The organism is Aeromonas sp. 602396 (genome assembly GCF_049173735.1).
In the GTDB taxonomy this organism is placed as follows: Bacteria; Pseudomonadota; Gammaproteobacteria; order Enterobacterales; family Aeromonadaceae; genus Aeromonas; species Aeromonas veronii_A.
The window spans coordinates 13,218-36,805 of sequence record NZ_JAAKSD010000008.1; the positions used below are offsets into that span (position 1 = coordinate 13,218).

Consider the following 23,588-nt stretch of genomic DNA (forward strand, 5'->3'; position numbering starts at 1 on the left):
ATGTTTCAGATTCTACATTTTGAAAAACCGATCCCGTTTATGCGCTATGCCAAGCCGGGTGTGGTTTTCTCTTCCGTGCTGATGGTGGTAGCCCTGTTCTTCCTGTTTGATCGGGGGCTGAACTGGGGTCTGGACTTTACCGGTGGTACCACCATCGAGGTGGGATTCCAGCAGTCGGTGAGCCTGGACAAGATCCACGACGTTCTGGAAGAGCAGAAGATTGAAGGGGCCACCCTGCAACACTTTGGCTCCAGCCGTGACGTGCTGTTCCGTTTGGCGCCGAAAGAGGGGGTCAAGGTCGAGCAGCAGGGTAACGAGGTGCTGGCAGCGGCCAAGCTGCTCGATGAGGGCGCTGTACTCAAACGCGTCGAATTCGTCGGCCCTTCAGTCGGTGACGAGCTGGCTACTGACGGGGCGTTGGCGATGCTGGCCTCCATCATCTGTATCCTGATCTACGTGGCGGTGCGCTTTGAATGGCGTCTGGCCATGGGCGGCATCCTCTCGCTGGTGCATGACGTGGTGATCACCCTGGGCGTCTTTGCCTACTTCCAGTACGAGTTCGACCTGACCGTGCTGGCGGCATTGATGACCCTAGTGGGTTACTCCCTGAACGATACCATAGTGGTGTTCGACCGCTTGCGGGAGAACTTCCGCAAGGTGCGCAAAGGGGATACCGACTACATTCTCGATCTCTCCATGACCGAGACCCTGAGCCGTACCATCATCACCTCCGGGCTCACCTTCGTGGTGGTGCTGGCGCTGCTGCTCAAGGGCGGCGCGCTGATCCACGGTTTTGCCGTGGCCATGGTGATCGGTGTGGCGTTCGGTACCTACTCCTCCATCTATGTGGCGAGTGCGTTTGCCATGTTCCTCGGCGTCAAGCGCGAGCACATGCTGCCCACCCAGGTAGAGAAAGAGGGTGCGGACCAACAGGAAATCCTGCCGTAACAGTGAAGAGCGCCTCATGGCGCTCTTTTCTTATCTCTGCGTGTCGTTTGCTGACGCAGATGATTTCAACAAAAGGAGCTTGCCATGCAACACAATCCCCGTTTTTTGGCGCTGGTTGACGGGATCCGCTCCCGCATCACCGAAACCGATGTTCACCAGATCAAGCGCTGGCAGGACGAAGGGCGCACGTTTCACCTGATCGACGTGCGGGAAGAGAGCGAGTGGGCCAAAGGCCATCTGCCCGGAGCCCAATATCTGGGTCGTGGAGTGATTGAGCGGGATATCGAGACCCTGTTCCCGGATCCCGAGACCACGCTCTATCTCTATTGCGGTGGCGGTTTTCGCTCCGTACTGGCGGCCGACAATTTGCAACAGATGGGTTATCGCAACGTAATCAGTGTTGACGGCGGTTTTCGCGGCTGGCTGGAGGCCGGATACCCTGTCGAATCCTGATTTATTTGATGGAGAGGGGCTCAGCTACATGACAAAGTGGCGGCTGACCTTTACCATATGCGGGGTCAAGCGTAAGCGTCGGAGTGTTCATTGAACGTCAGGAAAGGGATTGGATACCTCCTTGGTATCCTGTTGCTGCTACCCATGTGGGGTTGCAGCAGTAGCAGTCATGTCAACACCCCTAAGGTTCCCAAGGCGCAGCCTGCTTCACTGGTATTGGCGACCCCCCTGCAGGTCTCCTACCAAAGCGAGTTGGCGCTCGCCCGACTCGGGCAGATGCTGAGTGAAATGGAGTTGACCACGGAGCAACGGGCCGAGTTGTTCTATGAACGTGCCGTGGTGTTTGATCGCGTCGGCTTGCGTTCCCTTGCCCGTCTCGATTTCAACAGGGCCCTGCGGGAGAAACCGGATTTCGCTGAAGCCTACAACTTCATCGGTGTCTATCTGGTACAGCAGCAGAACTACGACGAAGCCTATGAGGCATTCGACTCAGCCCTCGAGCTGGCACCCGATTATGACTATGCCTACCTTAACCGCGGTATTGCCCTCTATTACGGTAATCGTCCCGAGCTGGCAGCGGCCGATATGAAGCGTTTCTACGAAGCGCAGCCGGAAGACCCTTATCGGGTGATCTGGCTCTATCTGGCCGAGCAGAAGCTCAATCCCGCTGCGGCCATGAGCCGGATGCGCGAGCGCCTCAACAAGTACGATGACGATGCATGGAACTGGGATCTGGTGCGTCTCTACACCGGTGAGATCAACGCGTCCCAGCTGATGGGCAATGTGGTGAAAGGGGTGAAAGATAACCGGGAGCTGGCCGAGCGCCTGTGTGAAACCTATTTCTATCTGGGCAAGTTCGAGTTGGGCAAAGGCAACCGCAAGGAAGCCATCAGCTACTTCAAGCTGGCGCTCTCCAACAACGTCTATGACTTCATCGAGCACCGCTATGCTCTGCTCGAACTGGAGTTGATGGCGCGCAAACCCTTGCCGCCGGGTGCCCAGAGCAAAGGCGAACAGCCCTCCTGAATGGAGATGGCGATTACCCGGTGATAAAAAACCTCGGTATGAGGCTAATGCCAGTCAGTAAAGCCTGACTGGCATTGTTTTTATCTGCTTTTTCACACCCACTCCCGTGGCTTGGCTCCATGTCACAGTGAGCTTCGTGTCGCTAATCCACACAACCCCACCAGTTTTTCCAACTCTGCCGCCCGCCTCTGAATAATGAACGGGCACATCTGATCCATGCAGCTCAACAGATGGATGGGGCCGACTCCGTGTGAAACCCGGTCGGCTCGTCGTATGCCTCCTGATATGGGTGATTCTCTTCCCTATCGCGGTGGGCGACTGGTTGACTATCGCTGCTCTTGTCCGATTCCTGCCGGACTGCCTCTCTCATAATGGGTGAGGCTGACGATAGGGAGTAAATATGCGTGCTGGCCCGTGCTTTTACACTCCGTTACATCTGCTCGTCCTGTGACCGCCCCATAATGGTCCCTGGTCTCCTAACCCTGTTCGATGGGAGGTGGATCAGTAGTCGATAAAGTGGAGATCACGAGCAATTTCCTGTCAGCACGGAGGCCTGGACGACGGATGTCACAGAGCGTATCAAACCAGGTGATCAGACGAATGCTGGGAGCCTGCCAGCAGCAGGGGGGCGATCCCGATGCCATTTTGATGGCGGGCGGCCTCACGTCGTTCGACATCGAGCGGGAGCAGGGCCGGCTGCCGGCCCACAGCCACTACCGGATGCTGCAACTGATGCAGCCCTATCTGGCGAGTTTTCACGAAACCATCCTCTCCTACGACATCGGCCAGCTTTACCAGCACTATCCGCCGCTCATCAGCCTGTGCCTGAACCAGCCCTCGCCGCGGGCGGCGCTCGAGGTGCTGCTGGCCTATCGCCCCATCATCGGCAGTTGTGACGAGCTGCGGGTACGGCGGGGGGCGCAGGCCAGCCAATACCTGTATGTCAATCAGGGGCCTGCCAGCCTGGGGGCGAGTCAGGCCATCCCCAACTTCATCATGCTCTACCGGATTTTGCGGGTCTATCTGGCGGATCCCCGGGTCTCGGTGGGCTTCACGGGGCGGCCGCCACCGCGCCATCAGTTGCTGGACCAGTTCTTCGCCACCCGCTGCCGCTGGGAGCAGGAGGAAAACACCCTGACCATCGACAACGCCCAACTCGACTGTTCCAGCCAGTGCTACAACGAGCCGCTGGGTCATCTGCAATTGGCTCAGCTGGCGCAGATCTGTGCCGACATCGCCGAGCGGGCCCCCTTTGCCTGTCTGGTGGGGGAGCGGATCCGCCACAAGATCCGGGAAGGGGGGCTGGAGAGCGACGAGAGCCTGCTCAAGGAGGTGTGCGCCGCCATGAATGTCAGCCGCTGGACCCTCAATCGCAAATTGCAGGGGGAGGGACGCAGCTTCTCAACCCTGCTCAGGGAGGCGAGGGTGAGCGAAGCCTGCCGCTTGCTGGGGGAGGGTGATCAACCGCTACAGAACATCAGCGATCGGGTCGGCTTCTCGTCCCAGAGCGCCTTCAACCGCTTCTTCAAGGCCAACACCCGGATGACGCCGCTAGCCTATCGCAACGCCCGCCAATAAAAACGGGACTGGTGCAAGGCCGGTCCCGTGGGCGGGTCATTGCTGGGCAATGTTCGGGCAAGGCCGGGCTGGGGGCCCGGCCGTGCCTGCCTTTGTTAGCGGGTGATGGTGGTGACGCTGGCGGGATCCACCCCGGTCGGCAGTGCCAGTGCCCCTGGCGTGGTGTTGCTCACCACGATCTCTTTGCTAACCGTGAAGCTGACCGGCGTGCTGGCGGAGACATCCGACGAGGGGCTGATGTAGGCGCTGTAGCGGCCCGGCTCCACGATCCACTGGTTGCTGGCCTCATCGAAGCTGGCGAGGATGCTGGCCGGAATGGTGAAGCTCAGCTGTTCGCTGGCCCCCGGTGCCAGTTGCGCCGTCTTGGCAAAGGCCTTGAGCTCGATGAGCGGTTTCTTCAGCTTGACCTCGGGGGCGGTCACATAGACCTGGGCCGCCTCCTTGCCTGCCACGGCGCCGGTGTTGGTGATGGTGGCGGTCAGCACCAGGTTGCCGGCGCTGCCGTCCGCTAGGGTATTGCTGGCGATGGCGGGGCTGGTGTAGCTGAAGCTGGTGTAGGAGAGACCGAAGCCGAACGGGTAGGAGACCGCCTGCTCGAAGGTGCTGTAGTAGCGATAGCCCACGTAGATCCCTTCGTTGTAGTAGAGATCGTCCGGTTCGCCGTCCCCGTCGGTGTCCTCGCCTGGGAAGGTGCCGGCGGAGGGTACGCTGGCGTAGCTGTGCGGGAAGCTCTGGGCCAGTTTGCCGCTCGGGTTGACCGCGCCGGAGAGCACGTCCGCCACCGCGTGACCGGTCTCCTGGCCGGCCATGTAGGCCAGCAGGATGCCATCCACCTTGTCGCTCCACTGGGCGGTGTCGATGACGCCGTTGACGTTGAGCACCACCACCACCTTCTTGCCCTGGGCGTGGAAGGCGCTGCTCACCGCGTCGATGAGGGCGCGCTCGTCATCACCGAGCAGATAGTCCCCCTTGCCGCTGCTGCGATCCGCCCCTTCCCCGGCCTGGCGGCCGATGCTGATGACGGCGGCTTGCTGGGTAGCGGCCGCACTGGCGATCAGGGCCGCCAGATCGCCGCTGATTGGCGCCTCGGCGCAGGTGTAGTAGCCCTTGGCGCCAAATTGCCCCTCGTGATAGACCTTGTTGTTCTCGTAAAAATCGCGGTAGTAACTCTGCAACGCCTCGTTGACCGGGAAGCGTGCCGCCAGTCCCTGCGCGATGGTGGTGGTGCTGGCGGCGTTCACATCCCCGCTGCCGGTGCCGCCCTTGTAGGTGTTGATCTGGTTGATGCCAAAACTGGCCAGCGTGCTGCTTGCCGCCAGCGGCAGGGCCGCGGCGTGGTTGCGCAGCAGCACCATGCTCTCGGCACCGGCCTGACGGGCCAGTTTGGCGTGGGCGGTCAGGTCCGGGCTGTTGCTGATGGCCAGCTGGTTGTAGGAGGGGCTCTTCATTACCTGGGTCAGGATGTGGATGGCGGCCTCGTTTACCTTGGCTTCGTCGAGCTGGCCCTGCTCGATGGATTGCTGCAACTGCTCCTTGACGTTGCCCGGCTCGATCAAATCCTGTCCCGCCAGCACCTGCTTGTAGGCGTTGTTGGCCACGTCGCCGGCAAACCAGTCGGACATCACCAGGCCGTCGAACTTCCACTCGCCGCGCAGCAGGTCGGTCACCGCATCCTTGCGCTCGTTCACATAGGTGCCGTTGACCTTGTTGTAGGAGGTCATCACCGCCCAGGGCTGGGCCTCGTCCACCGCTATCTGGAAGCCGCGCAGATAGATCTCGCGGAAGGTTCTCGGTTCGCCGATGTCGTTGATCTGGTTGCGGTTGGTCTCGGAGTTGTTGCCGAAGTAGTGCTTGATGGTGGTGCCTACCCCGTTGCTCTCCACCCCGTTGACCATGGCGGCGCCGATTTTGCCGGTGAGCAGGGGGTCTTCCGAGTAGTACTCGAAGTTGCGGCCATTGAGGGGGTTGCGCTGGATGTTCATGCCCGGGGCCAGCAGGATGTCGACCCCGTACTGGCGCACCTCGTCCCCCATGGCTTCGCCGACGGCCTTGACCAGCTTGACGTCCCAGCTGGAGGCGAGCAGCGAGCCGATGGGCCAGGCGGTAGCGTAGTAGCTGGCGCTGTCACCGTCGCGGTTGGCGTTGATCCGCACCCCGGCCGGCCCGTCCGCCAGTTTGAGGGCCGGAATGTCGATGCCGTCCGCGCTGCGCAGCACGCCGTTGATGTAACCCGCCACGCCGGGCACGTCCTGCTTGACGTTGATGGCGCCGTTGGCACTGCCGTAACCGGGGCCGGAGAGCAGGTCCAGCTTCTCGCTCAGGGTCAGCTTGGCCACCATGGCCTCGGCTTGGTCGCGGTAATAGGCATCGTCCTTGACCAGGGGATCCGAGTCATTCTGGTTGCAACCGACCAGCAGGCCGGCCAGCGCCAGGCTGACACCCAGTGAAACCGCTTTCAATTTTGTGGTGATAGGCATGAAGACGTCCTCGTAACTGTCTGAATAAAAATAAAAAGGAGATATCGACACCGGGTGGAAGGCATCCGCCCGGGCTGGGCCGCTCTGCTGGCGGCTGCCATTGGATATCGCAAGGAAGGCCGAACGGGCCCGTGGGCCGGCGTTTGGCTGCAGGCAGGTTAACAAGCCGGGCGAGGGCCGCCTTGCCCCGGGGGAGCGAGAAATGTGCCGGCGGGAGCAAGGGTGCCGAGTTGTGAGCGAGGTCGCATCGAAAGGCGGTGCCAAACCAGGGGCTGAAAGTGACAAGAGGGGAGAAGGGCAGGGGAGATGCGGAAAAAACGGGTGGCCTGATGGCCAATGAAGATGACCGCGGGCAACACGCGAGGGGGCCGGCGGCCCCCTCGAAGATCAGCTGATATGCCCGGGCAATGGCCCGGGACGGCTCACTTGGGCTGTTTGAGGGCCCCGGCGAGTTCAATCTGCACCTTGACCCCCTCCTGCTTGAGCGCCGTGGCGACGGCGTTCAGATCGGTACCCGGCTTGGCTTCCAGCAGGGCGATGCCGCCGCTGCTCTGCTTGAAGCGCAGGCCGTGACGGCTGGCCAGTGCGCTGGCCTGGTCGTCATCGGCTTCCACCAGCAGGGTGCCGCTGACGGTGAGCTCGGGGCTGGCGGCCCCCTGCATCAGCACATCGCCACGGTGCAGGGTCTGCAGCGGTTCCTTGCCATCGAGACTGCGGGTGGTTCGCGACTTGCTGCCATGGTCGGGGATGAGGTAAGTCTGGCCATTTACCTCTATAGTGCGGTACTGCTTGCCCTCCAGAGTCACGGCTTCTGCCGCCACAGCATTAAGCACGAGGGGGGCCAACAGGCTGGCCAGCAGTAAGGTAACCGGTTTGTTCATGATAAAACTCCTCGCTTGTTAGCTGTGGTTGGCGTCGTGACCCAGGATCCGCAAGGACCACTCGATCAGCTTGCCTGGCTGGCGGTTGTTGCGCTCGGTCAGGGTGGTGCGCTCACGGGTCTGGAGACTGAGCAGAGAGACCTCGCGATTACCGTTGGCAACGTCGGTTACTTCCAGTCGCCAAGCTCCTTGTGCCGGTTCACCATAAAACTTGTGGGAGAGCAGGCGCATGTCACGCAAGCCCTTGGTGCGCACATAGCCCATTTTTTGCAGATCGAGCGACTGGCCAACCAGGCTGTTGAACGGGTTCAGCAGTATGCTGCGGGTACCGGCGGGGGAAACCAGTTCGATCAGCAGATCGGGCAGACGCTGGTGATCCAGGCTGACCGTGATCTGTACCGCTTCGACGGTCAGCGGGGTTGCGACTGTGGCGGTCGAACTGGTCGGGCTATTGCCCACATCGGCAATGGCAGAGGAGGCGCGATCCACCGGTTTGACCTTCAGCCATGGCAACTGAACCAGTGGCGGCAGTGGCTGGTGAGTGGCCGCCAGCGCGAGAGCCTTGTTGACATCGATCAGGCCAAAGCCATAGGTGGGACTGAACCACATGCCGGCGGCATTGCGCTCCCACCCTTCCAGTCCCTTGACCTCACGGCGTTTTCCGGTGCTGCTGGTGTAGCTCACCATGACCGGAGGGTGCGCAGCATCAACCCGGGTAGCACTGCGTGCCAGCAGATCCCGTTGGTCCCGCACCGACAGATCGGGATAGGCAGACATTAGCAGCGCCATGGCGCCAGCGGTGCTCGGGGTCGCCGAAGAGGTGCCGTTCATCACACCGTTGTAGTCACAGCTGGCATCCAGTTGCAGGTTGCCGTGCAGCCGGTTGCTACTGGGATCATCGGTACGGTTGTAGCCCATGTCACAACCGGGTAGATCCGTGGTGACCATGGCGGGGGAGTCGGTGCCATATTCGCCACCGGTGGCGCTCAGGAAGACGTTGCTGCCGACGCTGGAGTAGGAGGATCTGACACCATCTGCGTTGAGCGCACTTACCACCAGGTTCCAGAAGTTACTGTTCGAGGGGTCGATATTGCTGTTTTCAAACGGCAATTTGGGGCCGCTGCCGGTGCGGTTCAGCACATAGCCACCTGCCGCTATTCTGTTGAAGCCGTTGCCGGCAGCCTTGATATAGGCCGCCCCTTGCCGCTTGAGGGTCTGTTGTTCGAACAGACGATCGAGTTGCACCTGATCGAGATCGTTGGCCGGACGGGGATCCACCAGGCTCATGCCGTAGCTCTGGTTGAAGACCCGATTGTCGCGGCTGGCCTCGCTGTCGCCAAGGGCGTAGAGCCAATCCTGCTGCAGCTGTTCACTCTCGTCATCAAGCAGATTGAATCCCTGCAACTGGGCGCGGGGGGCGATCCCCTTGGTGCCTATGGTGTTGTCCACCGCGGCGATAATGCCCGCCACCGAGGTGCCATGGGCGGTATCCGGATTGGTCGGGGTCGGGTCATCGCTGCCGGTTACCACATTTTTTGAACCCGGACGCACGTTGTCCGCCAAATCCGGGTGGCCGATGGCCAAGCCATCATCCACTACCGCGATATTTATACCCTGTCCCAGCACGCCGGTACGGTGTGCCCACCAGAGGTTGAGGTCATTGCCTGCCATTCCTGCCCTGGCACTGAATCCATCCTGGCCGCTGTTGAGCAGATACCACTGTTGCTCCTGCAGGGGATTGGCACCTGGCAGGCAGCGCTCGGTGCTGCTGCGTCCGATATCCATGCCGCTCTCCTTGCCGGTGAGCGGCGCACAACCTTCATTTGCCTGAACGAGCGCACTGGGCAGGGTCGACAGCAGTGCTGTGATCGCCAGTGCTAACGATGTTTGCTTCATTATTTTTTTAACTCCATCTTGGATCGCACCATCCTGAGTGCGACGGAAATCTATACACGGGTGGAGGGGGTTCAAAAAGAGCCATTTTCAAAAAACGCAATGAGGTTCAAAGAAATCCGATCTGGTTTATGGTAGGTATTCCAATGACGCTGGTTATGTGTTTTATTGAGAATGGTTCTCACCGCCCACTACTGATCTTTTTATCTGTAATTCACTCCTCTCGCGACTCTCCTTCGCCGCAGCCATCTCGATTCGGGGCAATCCCGAGGGGAGCTCGTGCGCTCTTGAACGTGAGTGGCATTGTTGTATGTGCCAATGTGATACAGCTATGCATTCGGGGGTGACAGCAAGGGTGATGAGGTGGGACCAGCGGTTTATTGCTTGGCGGCGGTGGATGGCTCTGTTATGGTAATTGAAATGGCCGTTTGGATGGCTAGATTGCTGCGGTTTGAGGGGCCTAATCTATGAGAGCCACCCCGCCGCAGTCCCATAGCTTGATGCGTACCTGACAGGGAGTCCCTATGCCGTTTCGTTCCTTCTTATCTTCTCCTTTGACTGCTTCCTTGCGCGCCACTGCTGGCGCCAGCACCTTTATTGCCGCGATGGCGGTCGGGAGCCTCTCTTTTTCCGCGGTTGCCGCCGATGCTCCCTTGCCGACCAAGCAGGAGATCGTGATTGGTACTACGGTGGGGGATTTTGCCGACATGGTGACCGACTCGATCAAGCCGCAGCTGGAGGCCAAGGGGTACAAGGTCAAGCTGGTGGAGTTCACCGACTATGTGACGCCCAATATTGCTCTGGCTGACGGATCACTGGATGTGAACTGCTTCCAGCACAAACCCTATTTGGAGAGTTTTGCCAAAGATCGCGGCTTGTCGCTGGCGCCCATTACCCAGGTGCCAACCGGTCCGATGGGACTCTATTCCGGCAAGCTGGCAGCACTCGACAAGGTGAAAGAGGGGAGCACGGTGGCCATCCCCAACGATCCCACCAATCAGGCGCGGGCGCTGTTGATGCTGCAGGATCTTGGTTGGCTCACTCTCAAGGAGGGGATAAACCCGCTCAAGGCGAGCGAGTTTGATGTGGTGAACAATCCGCACAATCTCAAGCTGGTGTTGCTGGAGGCGGCGCAACTGCCACGCTCGCGGGAGGATGTGGACTTCTCGGTGATCAACGGTAATTTTGCCGCCTCCAGCGGAATCCCGTTCAGTGAAGGACTGTTTCTGGAGCGCAGCTACGATTTTATCAACTGGGTGGTGGTGAAAAGCGCAGATGCGGATCAGCCGTTTGCCAAAGATGTGGCGGCAGCCTACAACTCGGCGGCTTTCAAAGCCTATGCAGCCAAGCGTTTCGTCGGCTACAAGTACCCGCAAGGGTGGGGTGGCTAACAGTCGTGAACGTGGCCGGCTATACAACGAAAAACGCCCCGAATTCGGGGCGTTTTTTATGGTATCAAGCCATCAACGGGCGCTTCACTGGTTGCGATAGAAGCGGTTCAGCTCGTTCATCACCTGGATCATGGCGCCCATATCCGGGGTGCCGTGCTTGATCGGGCGATAGCTGTTGCGCTCCAGCAGTTCGAAGTCACCCTGCTTGTTGAAGTGGGTGATGGTCTCCCCTTCATAGATGGCGAAGTCGTTCTGATCCCCGGCCAGCAGCCAGTTGCGCGGGCTGGTATCAAACAGCGAGCGGCCAACGCTGTAATCGCGCGCCGGATTGCGCACGCCCAGCATCCCCTGCATCAGGGTCGGCGCCAGATCGAAATGGCTGCTCGGTTGTTCCCGAACGTCACTGCCGCGCCCCGGCCAGGCCATTACCAGCGGTACCTGCACCTGATAGGGTGAGTAGTTGCTGCCTGCGCCCCAGCTGTTGCTGCGGGTGTCGTTGAACTCCTGACCGTGGTTGGAGGTGATGACGACGATGGTGTTGCTGTCCATCCCCTGCGACTGCAATTTGGTCAGCATCTGCTCAAGCAACTGGTCGGTATAGAAGACCGAGTTCTTGTAGCGGTTTTCCAGTTTTTGCAGGTTCTCCGCCCGATAGGCGGTCGCCGGATTGAAGTTGGCAAGCTCCGGTTGGAACGGCCCCTTCATGGTGGCGGGTAACTGGTAGTCGCCTGGGCTCGAGAGATAGACCAGCGAGAACCAGGGGCGCTCGGGAGAGCGCTTCTCCAGCCACTGTTGCCAGTCGGTCAGCAGCTTGCCATCGTCACTCTGTTCGGAGACAAACACCTGTTTGCGCAGACCGGCGAGGATGCTCTTGCGATACTTCTGGGCATCTTCCATCGCGCCGAACAGCCCGAACTGGTAATCCTGGCGCAGCATCTCGTCGAACAGCACCGGCGGACGCTTGTCGCTGCTGATGTCCTTGTAGTAGTGACCGGGCAACCCGTAGAAGAGGCTGAACATGCCCATCAGGTCGTCGTTGCCGCCACTCAGGTGATTGCGGAACGTCAGATGCTGATCCGCATAGCGCTGCAGATTGGGCATGTTGATGTTGTTGAGCATGTCAAAGCGCAGCGAATCGACCACCACAATCAGCAGATTGTTGTGAGTCAGGGGGGCGTTGACGTTGAGCGGGCGCAGCGGATAGTGCATCCGGCTGTCGCTGTTATCCCCCTGGGAAGCAGCCTGCTTCTCGTACTGATCCAGATCCAGCCAGCCATGTTTGGCCAGGAAGGAGCGGGCCGTCATGGGGTAGGAGAGGGGGAAGTTGGCTCTCTGCATGGTGATCGGCTGATAGAGGGTCGCATCCGCCCAGCTGTTGACCACGTGGGTCAGAATAAAGCAGATCAGCAGGGCCAGCCCCACCTGATTGCCGTACTGGCGGCGCTTGCGCTTGTTGATCTTGCGCCAGACATAGGCCGACAGCAGCAGTTGCAGCAGGAAGATGGTGGGCACGGCAACGAAGATGATGCTCCAGATTGAGCCCTCTTCGGTCTGCGCCTGATCCAGCAGTAACTGCCATACCTGACTGTTGAGGTGGAACTTGAACAGCCGGAATACCTGGGTGTCGATCAGCAGCAACACCAGCGCCAGGGTAGCGATGATGGCCGAGATGAACCGCAACGACTTCTCCTTGGGCAGCACGAAGCTGAGCGGGAAGATCGTCAACAGGTAGGTGACAAAACTCAAAAACGAGAAGTGGCCAATCCAGCTTACAACGAGATAGATCACGCCAAGCGTGGTCGATGGCCAGCTGATGGCACCCAGATAACGGGTGGCGATGAGCATGGCCAGAATAATGTTGAAGAAGGAGAACCAATGCCCCCAGGTGATCAGGCGAGAGACATTATCACGATAGGGGTTACCGGTTTCGACCATAGTGATCCATCTGCGTTGAGAAACGTCAAATCAACAGAGTCGGGGACTCAGTGTGCGTCGTGGCGATTATCGACCGATGCGGTCAGGGCCTGGACAAACTTTTCAGTGATGGCCTGGCGCTGGGCCGGTGCCATACTGTTGATGATATTGGTGGTCAGATTGCCAAGCACCATAAGGCTGAGATCCACCGGCGCTTTATGCTTTTCCAGCGCGGTGATCAGGTCGTTCATCAGGGCGTCAAATTGCTCGTTATTGTACTTTGATACGATAGGCATAATCTTCAGTTCATCTCGGTTCAAAGCGCCTTATAATACTTCACCCTTTCGGCTAACACTATGGCTTTGTGACATGAGTCTCGATATCGACAAGATCATTCTTCACTCCTTGCGCCAGGGCGGCGATGGTCAACCCCACGCCGATACCCGCAGCCAGACCCTGCCCCCTGATGAGGCGGTACAGGGACTGATGGCGGAACTGCATCGGATCTACAACGGCAAGGGCGGCAAGGGCTTTGGCTTCTTTGCTGACCCCGAGGCCGCCGTCGCCGAGCTGGCCGACGGTGAAGAGGCTCCCAAGCAGCCTTCACCCGCGTTTCGTATCGCCCTCGAACAGCTGCTCGACGAGCAGACCGAATTCGTCCCCTTCTCGGTCACTGTGACCCAGATGCTGGTCAAGCAGCTGGTGGAGCACGCCCTCGATGAGCAGGGGGTGCTGCTGTTTGCCAAATATAACTACGTCGGGGTCGATTATCTGCTAATTGCTCTGCTGGAGGGCAAGGAGAGCGTCACCGTCAGCGAAGCGCTGGAATTGCGCCATATCCAGTATCTGGATATCGGCAAACTCAATCTGGTGGCCCGCATTGATTTGACCGAATGGAAAACCCAACCGGATTCGCGCCGCTATATCACTTTCAGCAAGGGGCGCATTGGTCGCAAACTGGGCGACTTCTTTATGGATCTGCTGGGTGCCCGCGAGGGCATGGATGCCAAGGTACAAAATAAAGGCTTGCTGCAGGCGGTCGAAGATTATTGTGACAGTCGTCAGCTCGAACCGACCGAGCGCAATGACTATAAAAAGCAGGTCTTCAAATATTGCACCGAACAGGCGAGCGCCGGTGAAGAGATCGAAATCAAGGAGCTGTCTGCAGAATTGCCCGGCGACGGTGACCTCGATTTTTACAGCTTTATCGGTCAGGAGTATGAGCTGGAAGAGCGCTTCCCGGCGGATCGCTCTACTCTGCGTGGTTTGACCAAGTTTGTTGGCTCCGGCGGCGGTCTGACTCTGAGCTTTGAGCAGAAGCTGTTGAACAGCCGGATCTTTTACGACCCCCAGACCGACACCCTGACCATCAAGGGTGTGCCGCCCAATCTCAAGGATCAGCTGCTGCGCCAGTCGTAGTCATGCTCCCGAGTGTGATCAACTCGTCATTTCTGGCAAAAAGAGACTCCGCCCCGGCGGGGTCTCTTTTTTTATTGCGCCCGGGCAGACCTCGAAACTGGCGCGGTACTTTGTTAACAAATCAAACAAAATAAACCATCTGAAAGGGTTTTCATTGAGGTGAAAACCCTTTCATTCATGAAATTTTATTTCATTTTGGTAATTATTATTCTGTGGTTGTCTGGAATTAAGCCGATAAATGGCCGTAATTCCCTGAAATAAGAAAATGTTTTCAAAACTTTCTGGAAGGAAATACGTAATTGCATTTCAAAAATGCGAGTTGCGTCATGTGAGCCGTTTGCCGCTTGGGATAATATTCATCTCGCACACAATGCTCTTACAGCGCGGAACTAATACAAGGAAAGGCTCATGAAAAAGAAATTGCTGTCATCCCTGATCGGTCTGGCCACTCTTGGCGTCGCTTGCTCTGCTACTGCTGCCATCGATGAAGGCCAGCTGACCATCTGGATCAACGGTGACAAGGGATACAACGGTCTGGCTGAAGTGGGTAAGAAGTTTGAAGCAGAAACCGGCATCAAGGTTACTGTGGCTCACCCGGATCAGGTTGAAGTGAAATTCCAGCAAGCCGCCGCCACTGGCAACGGCCCGGACATCTTCTTCTGGGCTCACGACCGTTACGGTGAGTGGGTCAAAGCCGGTTTGCTGGTTCCGGTAACGCCGAACGCTGCCACCAAAGGCAAATTTGAACAGCTGGCATGGGATGCCATGACTGTTGATGGCAAAACCTATGGCTACCCGGTTGCCATGGAAGCGGTCAGCCTGATTTATAACAAGGACCTGCTGCCCGAGCCGCCGAAAACCTTCGAAGAGATCGCCAAGATTGACGAGACTCTGAAGAAAAACGGCAAGCGCGCCATCATGTGGGCTTATGACACCCCGTACTTCAGCTATCCGCTGGTGGCTGCCAACGGTGGTTACGCCTTCAAGAAAACCGCTACCGGTTATGACGTCAAAGATACCGGCGTGAACAACGCAGGTGCCAAGATGGGCGTGGGCTACATCTCCGAGATGATCAAGTCCGGTCACCTGGAAAAAGGCATCGACTACGGTGTGATGGACGCCAAGTTCAACAAGGGCGAAGTGGCCATGATGATCAATGGTCCCTGGGCCTGGAGCAACCTAGACAAGAGCGGTATCAAGTACGGCGTAGCGCCGCTGCCGACCCTGAACGGCAAGCCGGCCAAAGCCTTCGTTGGCGTACTGGGTGCCACCATCAACGCTGCCAGCCCGAACAAGGATCTGGCTATCGAGTTCCTGGAAAACTACCTGCTGACCGATGCCGGTCTGGCGCCGGTTAACGCCGACAAGCCGCTGGGTGCCGTTGCGCTGAAATCCTTCCAGAAGACCCTGGAATCCGATCCGCACATCAAGGCCACCATGCTGAACGCCCAGGCTGGCGAGCCGATGCCATCCGTTCCCGAGATGAGCCGTTTCTGGTCTTCCTTCGAAACTGCCCTCAAGAACGTGACCTCCGGTCGTCAGGGTGTTGACGAAGCTCTGGATACCGCTGCCAAGCGTATCGTTCAGTAAGCACGCACTACCCGGGAGGCCGTCATGGCCTCCCACTCTCTCAAATCTCTCTTGGCGTTATAAAGGTTAATTGGCATGGAAGTAGTACCTTCTGTTGAGTCCTATGCCGGTCCGAAGGATAAGCACACCTGGCTTAAGTGGACCATAGCGGCCCTGGTTGCCATCCTCAACGGCTACGCAGCCGTGATGATGTACGCCAGTGGCGAGTGGGTATTCGCGCTGCTGGATCTGGTGGTGGTTTCCGTCGGTCTGTATGTCTTCATGAACAAGAAGACCTATGCCCATCGCTACATCTTTCCGGGTGTTGCGGGCATGGTTGTGTTTATCATCTTCCCTCTTGCCTACACCATTGGCATTGCCTTCACCAACTATTCGGGGTCCAACTTGCTCTCCGTGGAGCAGGCGCGGGACTACCACCTGAAGAAAACCTACAAGGTGGCGGGCGGTGAATTCGATTTTACCCTGCTGGGTGGCGACAACGGCCAGTTCCAGCTGCTGCTGACACAGGATGATCAATCCTTTATCAGCCAACCTGTTTCCCTGATGACCAACAAGGCCCGTGAGCTGGCGTCCCGCGAGGGCCGTGTGCAGAACACCCAGCAAGTGGTCGAGCTGCAGCCCTTCACCGGCGAAGCGGCCAGCAAGGCCGCACCGATCCGCGCCATTGTTGAGCATCGTACTCACCTGAGTGACCTTGATCTGGTGCTGCCGGATGGCGGTACCCACCTGACCCTGAGCAGCCTGCGCAAGTTTGCCGCCCAGAAGCAGCACTACACCCGTCTGATGGATGGTGCCGTGCTCAAGTCCGGCGTGGTGATCAAAGACAGCAACCTGCTGCGTGATACCCAGAATGGCGAGCTGATGCTGCCCAATGGCGAGACCGGCTTCTATCAGTACATCGACGAACAGGGTCAGTTTGTCGGCAAGGGTATTGCTCCGGGCTTTGTGGTGAGCGTCGGTTGGAAGAACTTCGCGCGCATCGTCACCGATCCGGGCATCCAGTCACCCTTCCTGCAGATCTTCATCTGGACCGTGATCTTCTCAACCTGCTCCGTCGCTTTCACCCTGGCTATCGGCATGGTGCTGGCCTGTCTGGTGCAGTGGGAAGAGCTCAAGGGGCGCGGTTTCTATCGGGTCATGTTGATCCTGCCCTATGCGATCCCGGCGTTTATCTCCATCCTGGTGTTCAAGGGGTTGTTCAACCAGAACTTCGGTGAGATCAACATGTTCCTGGAAGCGGCGTTTGGCATCAAACCGGACTGGTATACCAACCCCTTCCTGGCCAAGGTGATGATCCTGATTGTCAACACCTGGCTCGGCTACCCCTACATGATGATCCTCTGCATGGGCCTGCTCAAAGCCATCCCGGAAGATCTCTATGAAGCGTCCGCCATGGACGGTGCCGGTCCGGTGCAGAACTTCTTCAAGATCACCGTGCCGCTGCTGATGAAGCCGCTGACACCGCTGTTGATTGCCTCGTTCGCATTCAACTTCAACAACTTCGTGCTTATCCAGTTGTTGACCAACGGTGCGCCCGACATCATCGGCGCCAGCACCCCGGCCGGTACCACCGACTTGCTGGTGAGTTATACCTACCGGATTGCGTTCCAGGGATCGGGTGGTCAGGACTACGGTCTGGCCAGTGCCATCGCCACAGCCATCTTCCTCATCGTAGGTGCGCTGGCGCTGCTCAACCTGAAATTGTCCAAAGCCGACAAGCAGCTGTAAGGAGGCTTCAACATGGCAATCGTACAACCCAAATCAGTCAAATACCGGGTGTGGGCAACCCACCTGGTCATGTGGGGCTTCCTGGCGTTGATCATCTTCCCGTTGATCATGGTTATCGCCATCTCGTTCCGTAACGGTAACTTCGCGGTAGGGGAGATCATCCCCTCCAATCCGACGCTGGATCACTGGAAGCTTGCGCTGGGCATGTCCATCACCAACGCCGACGGCAGCATCACGCCGCCGCCGTTCCCGGTGCTGACCTGGTTGTGGAACTCCATCAAGATCGCCGGCATCACTGCCCTGATGATCGTGACGCTCTCCACCACCTGTGCTTACGCCTTTGCCCGCCTGCGTTTTCGTGGCAAGTCCACCATCCTGCAGGGCATGCTGATTTTCCAGATGTTCCCGGCGGTGTTGGCGCTGGTAGCCATCTACGCGCTCTTTAACAAGATTGGTGACTATATTCCCTGGCTGGGTCTCAACACCCACGGTGGCCTGATCCTGGCGTACATGGGGGGGATTGCCCTGCACGTCTGGACCATCAAGGGCTACTTCGAGACCATCGACTCCTCCCTGGAGGAGGCGGCGGCCATCGACGGTGCAACCCCGTGGCAGGCATTCCGTCTGATCCTGTTGCCTCTGTCGGTGCCCATCCTAGCGGTAGTGTTTATTCTGGCCTTTATCGGTTCCATTACCGAGGTGCCCATGGCCTCCATCCTGCTGCAGGATGTGAACAATCTGACCCTGGCGGTCGGGGCCCAGCAGTACCTCTATCCGCAGAACTATCTGTGGGGTGATTTCGCGGCGGCCGCAGTGCTCTCCGGTTTCCCCATCACAGTGGTCTTCCTGTTGGCACAGCGCTGGCTGGTTGGCGGTCTGACCGCCGGTGGTGTGAAAGGTTAAGTTTATGGCCGGGGGAGCTGACTCCCCCCGCTATCACGATTTGCAAAGATTCAAGAGCGGAGCTCGTCATGGCTGAAGTAGTACTCAACAACGTTCGCAAAAATTACGATCCGGCTGTTCACAAGGACACCCTGCGCAACATCAACCTCTCCATCAAGGAGGGCGAATTCATCGTCTTCGTCGGCCCGTCCGGCTGCGGTAAATCCACCCTGCTGCGGATGATCGCGGGTCTGGAAGACATCACCAGCGGTGAGCTGACCATCGGCGGTCGCTACATGAACGACGTGCCGCCGGTAGAGCGCAACGTCGGCATGGTGTTCCAGTCCTACGCCCTCTATCCGCACATGAACATCTACGAGAACATGGCCTTTGGTCTGAAGCTCAAGAAAATGGACAAGGAGAACATCCACAAGCGGGTGATGCGCGCCGCCGAGATCCTGGGTCTTGAGCCGCTGCTGGACAGAAAGCCCAAGGCGCTCTCCGGTGGTCAGCGTCAGCGTGTCGCCATCGGTCGCTCCATCGTGCAGCAGCCGCAGGTGTTCCTGTTTGACGAGCCGCTCTCCAACCTGGATGCCGCGCTGCGGGTCAAGATGCGGATCGAGATCGCCAAGCTGCACAAAGAGCTTAACTCCACCATCATCTACGTGACCCACGATCAGGTGGAAGCGATGACCCTGGCCGACAAGATTGTTGTGCTGAGCCCGCTCAAGGCCGAAGCTGCCACCAACCTGGAACAGTTCGGTTCACCGCTGGATCTCTACCACAACCCAGACAACAAGTTCGTGGCGGGCTTTATCGGCTCTCCCAAGATGAACTTCCTGGCGGGCGAGTTGCTGGAGATTGGCGAGCAGGAGTGCCTGGTCAAGCTGACCTCTGGCGATACCGTGCGTGCCCGGGTCGATGCCCGCAGTGGCGCTGTGGGTGACAAGGTGGAGCTGGGCATTCGCCCCGAGCACCTGATGCCGCTGGATCACCCCCATGCACACAGCAAGGTGAGCGGGATCGTGCAGGTGGCCGAGCACCTGGGTGCCGAGTCCTTCGTTTATATGGATGTGGATGGTCACGACTTTACCGTCAAGGCCACCTCGGATGTGGATGTGGCGACCGGTCAAACCTACAGCGTGGGTATCCCGGCCGAAGCCTGCTACCTGTTCGATGCCAAGGAGCAGGCGTTCCCCCGTACCGCCAAATATATCCGTACCTGATTTTTTGTTGTGCCGGTTTTCCTTTCTTAATAATCAATGCCTTTTTGCCGGTCGTCAGACCGGCTTTTTATTGCCTGCGATTTGAACATGCAGATAGGCAAGGTAACCCGGTTCAAGCCTCGAGTTCGGCGGTAATATCGGGCACAAAGGTCTGGCTGGCCAGCGGCGGGCGCTCATACCCTTCGGTCTTGATGGGGGGAAGCTTGATAGGCTCGTAGTGGATCGCCTCGTAGGGCACCTTGCTCAGCAGATGTGCAATGCAGTTGAGGCGGGCACGGCGTTTGTCGTCCGCCTCCACCACGAACCAGGGGCAATCCTCGGTGTCGGTGTAGGTGAACATGTCATCCTTGGCGCGGGAGTATTCCACCCAGCGCGAGCGGGACTGCAAATCCATCGGGCTGAACTTCCAGCGCTTGATGGGCGTATTTATCCGCTCCTTGAAGCGCTTCTCCTGTTCCTCATCGCTGACCGAGAACCAGTATTTGATCAAGGTGATGCTGGAGCGGATCAGCATCCGCTCAAACTCGGGGCAGGCGCGCAGAAACTCGCGATACTCGGCATCGCTGCAAAATCCCATCACCCGCTCGACTCCGGCCCGGTTGTACCAGGATCGGTCAAACAGCACCATTTCGCCAGCGGCGGGCAGGTGGGCCACATAACGCTGAAAGTACCACTGGGAGCGCTCCCGATCGGAGGGGGCGGGCAGTGCCGTGACCCGGCAGACCCGGGGGTTGAGCGGTTCGGTAATCGCCTTGATGACGCCCCCTTTACCGGCGGCGTCCCGTCCCTCGAACAGCACCACCACCTTCAGCCCCTCCTGCTTGACCCACTCCTGCAGCTTGACCAGCTCCTCCTGCAGATGGGCAAGGTGGTGCTCGTAGCACTTCTTGTCCAGACGCGGCCGCTTCTTGCTCTTCTCCTTCGCCATGGGCTTCTCCTTTTGGCATCCTTTCATGGGTGACTTCTTTGAGTCACTGTCAGCTTGCACCAGGGAGGCGTCACCTGCCAAGGGGGACGTGATACACTGCCCGCCCATCGCTGGCAACAGGAGATAACATGAAGCATTTTATGGAGATAGCGGGCCGCCGGATGGCCTATCTGGACGAAGGGCAAGGGCCGGTACTGCTGTTTGGCCACAGCTATCTGTGGGACAGCGCCATGTGGGCGCCGCAAATCGAGGCGTTCAAGGGCAGCTATCGCTGCATCGTCCCCGAGCTGTGGGGCCACGGTGATTCCGACCTGCTCCCCAAAGGTAGCTGCACCCTGGCGACTCTGGCGCGGGATCACCTGGCGCTGCTCGATGCCCTCGGCATTGAGGAGTTCGTGTTGGTGGGCCTCTCCATCGGCGGCATGTGGGGTGTTGAGCTGGCGCGCATGGTGCCAAACCGCCTCAAGGGTCTGGTGCTGATGGACAGTTTTGTCGGCCTCGAGCCCCAGATCACCTGCGAGCGCTACCTCGGCATGCTGGCGATGATCGAGCAGCTCGGCACCGTGCCGGCGCCCATCATCGAACAGGTGGCGCCGATCTTCTTTGCCAACCAGCCCGATGCCGACTTGCTGGCCGATTTCAAGGCGCGCCTCGCTGCCTGGCCAAAGGATAAGATTGCCGCCATGGTGGCGGTGGGCCGCAGCTTTGTGACCCGCGAAGATCGTATCGAGTGGCTGGAGGAGATCACTACTCCCGCACTGGTGATGACAGGCTGTGAGGACAAGGCCCGTCCGGTGCTGGAGGGCTATCTGATGGCCGAGATGCTGGGTTGCCCGTTCAGGGAGATCCCGATGGCTGGCCATATCTCGTCGCTGGAAAATCCGGCCTTCGTCAATCAGCAGCTGACCGAGTTTCTGGCGGCGCTGTAAGCCTGAATTGGTGGCCTGAGTAGGCTGTACTACCAGCCTGATGGTCGTGAAAAAGGGAGCCGAGGGCTCCCTTTTGTTTGGTCGTGTCTCACGGTTCAAGACTCATAACCGTTACCAGATATAGCCCAGCGCAAAACCCGCATAGAGCTCGCCATCGTGCTGGACGATGGGGCTGTTTTTGATGTCCCGATCATACCATTCGTAGTTCATGGCAAACATGCCAATCCAGTTGGGGCTGAAGCGGTAGCTGGTGATGAGGGCCGCCATCGGGGATAGGGTGGTACCGGTATCCCAAGCGGGCCGCTGGGCAGTCGCCTCGCTCTCGGAGATGCCGCCGAAGTAGTAGTTGGCCATCTTGTCGCTGCGCAGCATCAGCCCCATCCCCGGCATGATCAGCAGGTTGTCGCGCAGGATGGGGAAGTCGGCCCACAGCAGCAGCTCCTGCCCCTTGCTGCGGCCGGTGACATCGCTGTTGGCCCGCACGGTCAGCAGGGCATAGGGGGTGATGATGTTGCCACCGATCCCGCCTTCCAGCTGCCATTTTCGCTGCTCCATGCCGCTGAAGGCGGGCGAATCCTCGGGATCCAGATTGCCAAAACGGACCCGGCCATAGCCGTACAGGGCGATCTTCTCATCCTTGTGGAAGTAGTAGCGGGCCCGATCCCCCAGAAACATAAAGTCGTCGCCGAAGTAGATAAAGCCGGGGATGGCGTAGAGGGCGTTGTCCTGCGCTTCATAGCGGGCTTGTCCCCCGATGAGCGCAGCTCCGGCGACAAAGCCCTGTGGCACCGGGCTGGTAGGGCTGTCGCTGGTGAGCAGATCCATGGCGCCAAGATCGATATCGGCACGCGCTGGGAGGGTTGCAGCGAGGAGCAGGGCCGTCAGCCCTGCCGCTCTGATTTGACGAAAAAAGGTCATGGACACTCCGTTGTCACGATTGCAGGGGAAGTTGGTTATTTTGCGGCACCGGGCATCTCTTCACGTTTTGGCCAGGCATTGATCACCGCTTTGACCAGGGTGGCGAGGGGAATGGCGAAGAAGACTCCCCAGAATCCCCACAAGCCGCCGAAGACCAGCACGGCGATGATGATGGCCACCGGATGGAGGTTGACCGCTTCCGAGAAAAGCACCGGCACCAGCAGGTTGCCATCGAGGGCCTGAATGACCAGATAGGCCACCATCAGCCAGGCAAAATCCGCGGTGAGCCCCCATTGGAATAATGCCACCATGGCCACCGGCACGGTCACCACGGCGGCGCCGATATAGGGGATCAGCACCGAGAAGCCGACCGCGACCGCCAGCAGCACCGAGTAGCGCAGTCCCATCAGGGCGAAGGGAACATAGGTGGCGATGCCGACGATGAGGATCTCGATCACCTTGCCGCGGATGTAGTTGATGATCTGGTTGTTCATCTCGACCCACACCCGGTTGACCAGGGTGCGGTTGCGCGGCAGAAAGCGGCGCAGGCTGCCCATCAAGACCCGCTTGTCCTTGAGCATAAAGAAGACCATCAGCGGCACCAGAATGAGGTAGATCATGATGGCGACCACGTTGACCAGCGAACTGAGGGAGGCGCTTACCAGATGCTCGCCGCCACTGAGGATGCGCTGGCGAATATTGTCGATGACGGTCTCCACCAGACTGACGTCGATGAGCTCGGGGTATTTGTCCGGCAGGGTGCGCACATAATCCTGAGCGTGGGTCAGCATGGCCGGCGCCTCTTTGGCCAGATTGATCCCCTGACTGACCAGCGTCGGGATAAGACCCAGCAAGGAGGCGACTGCTACCGCAATAAAGAGGATCAGAATGACGCTGGTGGCCAGGGTGCGCGACAGCCCCGCTTTTTGCAGCCGGGCTACCGGCCACTCCAGCAGATAGGCCATTACCAGCGCCACCAGCAGGGGAGCCAGCAGATCGCCAAACAGCCAGATGATGGTGAAGCAGAACACCAGCAACAGGAAAAGGGTAACGGCATCGGGATCGGAAAAACGGGTCTGATACCAGCGCTTCAATACTTCTAACATGACGGCATCCTTACATCACTGGGGCTCAAGATGGTTGTTTCGCCCCGACAACCAACTGCAAAGAGAGGGTTTTGTCCGCTTCTTGCTGCACCTCGACATGGTGGCCCTGACGGTGCAGATAGGCCGGAATATCCTGCCGGGAGCCCGCATCGGCCAGCCGTATGGTGACGGTTTGACCGCTTTTGGCCTCCCTTAACCAGAGCTTGAGCCGGATGAGCGGCTCGGGGCAACGCCAGGGGGTCAGGTCGAGAACTTCCATGGGGGCTCCATCAGGCAGGTGGCCGCTATTATGGCCGTGATA

The 23,588-nt window shown here is 58.9% G+C and carries 20 protein-coding genes; 11 read left to right on the forward strand and 9 right to left on the reverse strand.

From position 1 onward, the window contains the following. The 4 genes from secF to G5229_RS11245 all read left to right on the forward strand — a co-directional run bounded on the left by secF (position 1) and on the right by G5229_RS11245 (position 4,005). Positions 1 to 948: a protein translocase subunit SecF gene (gene secF / locus G5229_RS11230; RefSeq protein WP_421173000.1), complete on the forward strand. Its 948-nt coding sequence runs from the start codon at positions 1 to 3 to the stop codon at positions 946 to 948. An 84-nt stretch (positions 949 to 1,032) separates the two neighbouring features. Beyond that, positions 1,033 to 1,401 (forward strand): rhodanese-like domain-containing protein, encoded by a 369-nt coding sequence (locus G5229_RS11235; RefSeq protein ID WP_005344690.1) that lies wholly within the window; start codon positions 1,033 to 1,035, stop codon positions 1,399 to 1,401. A 90-nt stretch (positions 1,402 to 1,491) separates the two neighbouring features. Continuing rightward, positions 1,492 to 2,427 (forward strand): lipoprotein NlpI, encoded by a 936-nt coding sequence (nlpI, locus tag G5229_RS11240; RefSeq protein WP_005344691.1) that lies wholly within the window; start codon positions 1,492 to 1,494, stop codon positions 2,425 to 2,427. Between the two features lie 600 nt (positions 2,428 to 3,027). Further along, complete coding sequence (locus G5229_RS11245; protein WP_421209120.1) at positions 3,028 to 4,005, forward strand: helix-turn-helix domain-containing protein; 978 nt, start codon at positions 3,028 to 3,030, stop codon at positions 4,003 to 4,005. A gap of 95 nt (positions 4,006 to 4,100) precedes the next feature. Here the strand turns inward: G5229_RS11245 and G5229_RS11250 are convergent, their stop codons facing one another. The 3 genes from G5229_RS11250 to G5229_RS11260 all read right to left on the reverse strand — a co-directional run bounded on the left by G5229_RS11250 (position 4,101) and on the right by G5229_RS11260 (position 9,259). Continuing rightward, complete coding sequence (locus G5229_RS11250; RefSeq protein WP_421209121.1) at positions 4,101 to 6,482, reverse strand: beta-glucosidase; 2,382 nt, start codon at positions 6,480 to 6,482, stop codon at positions 4,101 to 4,103. Positions 6,483 to 6,904: 422 nt separating this feature from the next. Then, positions 6,905 to 7,366 carry a serine protease chaperone gene (locus G5229_RS11255; protein ID WP_421209178.1) on the reverse strand — a complete coding sequence of 154 codons (462 nt, stop codon included), beginning with the start codon at positions 7,364 to 7,366 and terminating at the stop codon, positions 6,905 to 6,907. Positions 7,367 to 7,381: 15 nt separating this feature from the next. Then, on the reverse strand, positions 7,382 to 9,259 hold the full coding sequence (locus G5229_RS11260; protein WP_421209122.1) for a S8 family serine peptidase: 1,878 nt from the start codon (positions 9,257 to 9,259) through the stop codon (positions 7,382 to 7,384). Positions 9,260 to 9,861: 602 nt separating this feature from the next. Here G5229_RS11260 and G5229_RS11265 point away from each other — a divergent pair. After that, a complete protein-coding gene (locus tag G5229_RS11265) occupies positions 9,862 to 10,647 on the forward strand; it encodes a MetQ/NlpA family ABC transporter substrate-binding protein (RefSeq protein ID WP_058056192.1) in 786 nt (261 codons plus the stop codon). Positions 10,648 to 10,731: 84 nt separating this feature from the next. On the opposite strand, the gene G5229_RS11270 is transcribed toward G5229_RS11265, so the two are convergent. Further along, on the reverse strand, positions 10,732 to 12,582 hold the full coding sequence (locus tag G5229_RS11270; protein ID WP_058056147.1) for a DUF3413 domain-containing protein: 1,851 nt from the start codon (positions 12,580 to 12,582) through the stop codon (positions 10,732 to 10,734). A gap of 47 nt (positions 12,583 to 12,629) precedes the next feature. Beyond that, on the reverse strand, positions 12,630 to 12,857 hold the full coding sequence (locus G5229_RS11275) for a DUF1414 domain-containing protein (protein WP_421209123.1): 228 nt from the start codon (positions 12,855 to 12,857) through the stop codon (positions 12,630 to 12,632). Positions 12,858 to 12,930: 73 nt separating this feature from the next. Here G5229_RS11275 and yejK point away from each other — a divergent pair, with 73 nt between their 5' ends. The 5 genes from yejK (at position 12,931) to G5229_RS11300 (ending at position 19,406) form a co-directional block, all read left to right on the forward strand. Then, positions 12,931 to 13,980 carry a nucleoid-associated protein YejK gene (gene yejK / locus G5229_RS11280; RefSeq protein ID WP_005333872.1) on the forward strand — a complete coding sequence of 350 codons (1,050 nt, stop codon included), beginning with the start codon at positions 12,931 to 12,933 and terminating at the stop codon, positions 13,978 to 13,980. Positions 13,981 to 14,388: 408 nt separating this feature from the next. Continuing rightward, positions 14,389 to 15,570 carry a maltose/maltodextrin ABC transporter substrate-binding protein MalE gene (gene malE / locus G5229_RS11285; RefSeq protein WP_005333871.1) on the forward strand — a complete coding sequence of 394 codons (1,182 nt, stop codon included), beginning with the start codon at positions 14,389 to 14,391 and terminating at the stop codon, positions 15,568 to 15,570. A 75-nt stretch (positions 15,571 to 15,645) separates the two neighbouring features. Then, positions 15,646 to 17,298, forward strand: coding sequence for a maltose ABC transporter permease MalF (gene malF / locus G5229_RS11290; protein WP_005333870.1), 1,653 nt, complete (start codon positions 15,646 to 15,648; stop codon positions 17,296 to 17,298). A gap of 12 nt (positions 17,299 to 17,310) precedes the next feature. Further along, complete coding sequence (gene malG, locus G5229_RS11295) at positions 17,311 to 18,201, forward strand: maltose ABC transporter permease MalG (protein WP_005333868.1); 891 nt, start codon at positions 17,311 to 17,313, stop codon at positions 18,199 to 18,201. A 68-nt stretch (positions 18,202 to 18,269) separates the two neighbouring features. After that, a complete protein-coding gene (locus G5229_RS11300; RefSeq protein WP_005333867.1) occupies positions 18,270 to 19,406 on the forward strand; it encodes an ABC transporter ATP-binding protein in 1,137 nt (378 codons plus the stop codon). 112 nt (positions 19,407 to 19,518) lie between these two features. On the opposite strand, the gene ppk2 is transcribed toward G5229_RS11300, so the two are convergent. After that, complete coding sequence (ppk2, locus tag G5229_RS11305; protein WP_421209179.1) at positions 19,519 to 20,334, reverse strand: polyphosphate kinase 2; 816 nt, start codon at positions 20,332 to 20,334, stop codon at positions 19,519 to 19,521. 128 nt (positions 20,335 to 20,462) lie between these two features. On the opposite strand from ppk2, the gene G5229_RS11310 reads away from it, so the two are divergent. Then, a complete protein-coding gene (locus G5229_RS11310) occupies positions 20,463 to 21,263 on the forward strand; it encodes an alpha/beta fold hydrolase (RefSeq protein ID WP_421209124.1) in 801 nt (266 codons plus the stop codon). Positions 21,264 to 21,374: 111 nt separating this feature from the next. Here the strand turns inward: G5229_RS11310 and G5229_RS11315 are convergent, their stop codons facing one another. Genes G5229_RS11315 through G5229_RS11325 form a run of 3 tightly spaced genes read right to left on the reverse strand, consistent with a single transcriptional unit; the run spans position 21,375 to position 23,546 of the window. Beyond that, positions 21,375 to 22,181 (reverse strand): MipA/OmpV family protein, encoded by an 807-nt coding sequence (locus G5229_RS11315; RefSeq protein WP_421209125.1) that lies wholly within the window; start codon positions 22,179 to 22,181, stop codon positions 21,375 to 21,377. Between the two features lie 35 nt (positions 22,182 to 22,216). Continuing rightward, positions 22,217 to 23,287, reverse strand: coding sequence for an AI-2E family transporter (locus tag G5229_RS11320; RefSeq protein ID WP_421209126.1), 1,071 nt, complete (start codon positions 23,285 to 23,287; stop codon positions 22,217 to 22,219). 25 nt (positions 23,288 to 23,312) lie between these two features. After that, positions 23,313 to 23,546, reverse strand: a complete 234-nt coding sequence (locus tag G5229_RS11325) for a sulfurtransferase TusA family protein (protein WP_101529959.1) — start codon at positions 23,544 to 23,546, stop codon at positions 23,313 to 23,315. Positions 23,547 to 23,588: the final 42 nt, after the last annotated feature.

Coding starts and splice junctions, on each gene's coding strand:
- secF (WP_421173000.1), top strand. CDS start 1: ATGTTTCAGATTCTACATTTTGAAAAACCGATCCCGTTTATGCGCTAT.
- G5229_RS11235 (WP_005344690.1), top strand. CDS start 1,033: ATGCAACACAATCCCCGTTTTTTGGCGCTGGTTGACGGGATCCGCTCC.
- G5229_RS11245 (WP_421209120.1), top strand. CDS start 3,028: ATGCTGGGAGCCTGCCAGCAGCAGGGGGGCGATCCCGATGCCATTTTG.
- G5229_RS11250 (WP_421209121.1), bottom strand. CDS start 6,482: ATGCCTATCACCACAAAATTGAAAGCGGTTTCACTGGGTGTCAGCCTG.
- G5229_RS11260 (WP_421209122.1), bottom strand. CDS start 9,259: ATGAAGCAAACATCGTTAGCACTGGCGATCACAGCACTGCTGTCGACC.
- G5229_RS11265 (WP_058056192.1), top strand. CDS start 9,862: ATGGCGGTCGGGAGCCTCTCTTTTTCCGCGGTTGCCGCCGATGCTCCC.
- G5229_RS11270 (WP_058056147.1), bottom strand. CDS start 12,582: ATGGTCGAAACCGGTAACCCCTATCGTGATAATGTCTCTCGCCTGATC.
- G5229_RS11275 (WP_421209123.1), bottom strand. CDS start 12,857: ATGCCTATCGTATCAAAGTACAATAACGAGCAATTTGACGCCCTGATG.
- yejK (WP_005333872.1), top strand. CDS start 12,931: ATGAGTCTCGATATCGACAAGATCATTCTTCACTCCTTGCGCCAGGGC.
- malE (WP_005333871.1), top strand. CDS start 14,389: ATGAAAAAGAAATTGCTGTCATCCCTGATCGGTCTGGCCACTCTTGGC.
- malF (WP_005333870.1), top strand. CDS start 15,646: ATGGAAGTAGTACCTTCTGTTGAGTCCTATGCCGGTCCGAAGGATAAG.
- malG (WP_005333868.1), top strand. CDS start 17,311: ATGGCAATCGTACAACCCAAATCAGTCAAATACCGGGTGTGGGCAACC.
- G5229_RS11300 (WP_005333867.1), top strand. CDS start 18,270: ATGGCTGAAGTAGTACTCAACAACGTTCGCAAAAATTACGATCCGGCT.
- ppk2 (WP_421209179.1), bottom strand. CDS start 20,334: ATGGCGAAGGAGAAGAGCAAGAAGCGGCCGCGTCTGGACAAGAAGTGC.
- G5229_RS11310 (WP_421209124.1), top strand. CDS start 20,463: ATGAAGCATTTTATGGAGATAGCGGGCCGCCGGATGGCCTATCTGGAC.
- G5229_RS11315 (WP_421209125.1), bottom strand. CDS start 22,181: ATGACCTTTTTTCGTCAAATCAGAGCGGCAGGGCTGACGGCCCTGCTC.
- G5229_RS11320 (WP_421209126.1), bottom strand. CDS start 23,287: ATGTTAGAAGTATTGAAGCGCTGGTATCAGACCCGTTTTTCCGATCCC.
- G5229_RS11325 (WP_101529959.1), bottom strand. CDS start 23,546: ATGGAAGTTCTCGACCTGACCCCCTGGCGTTGCCCCGAGCCGCTCATC.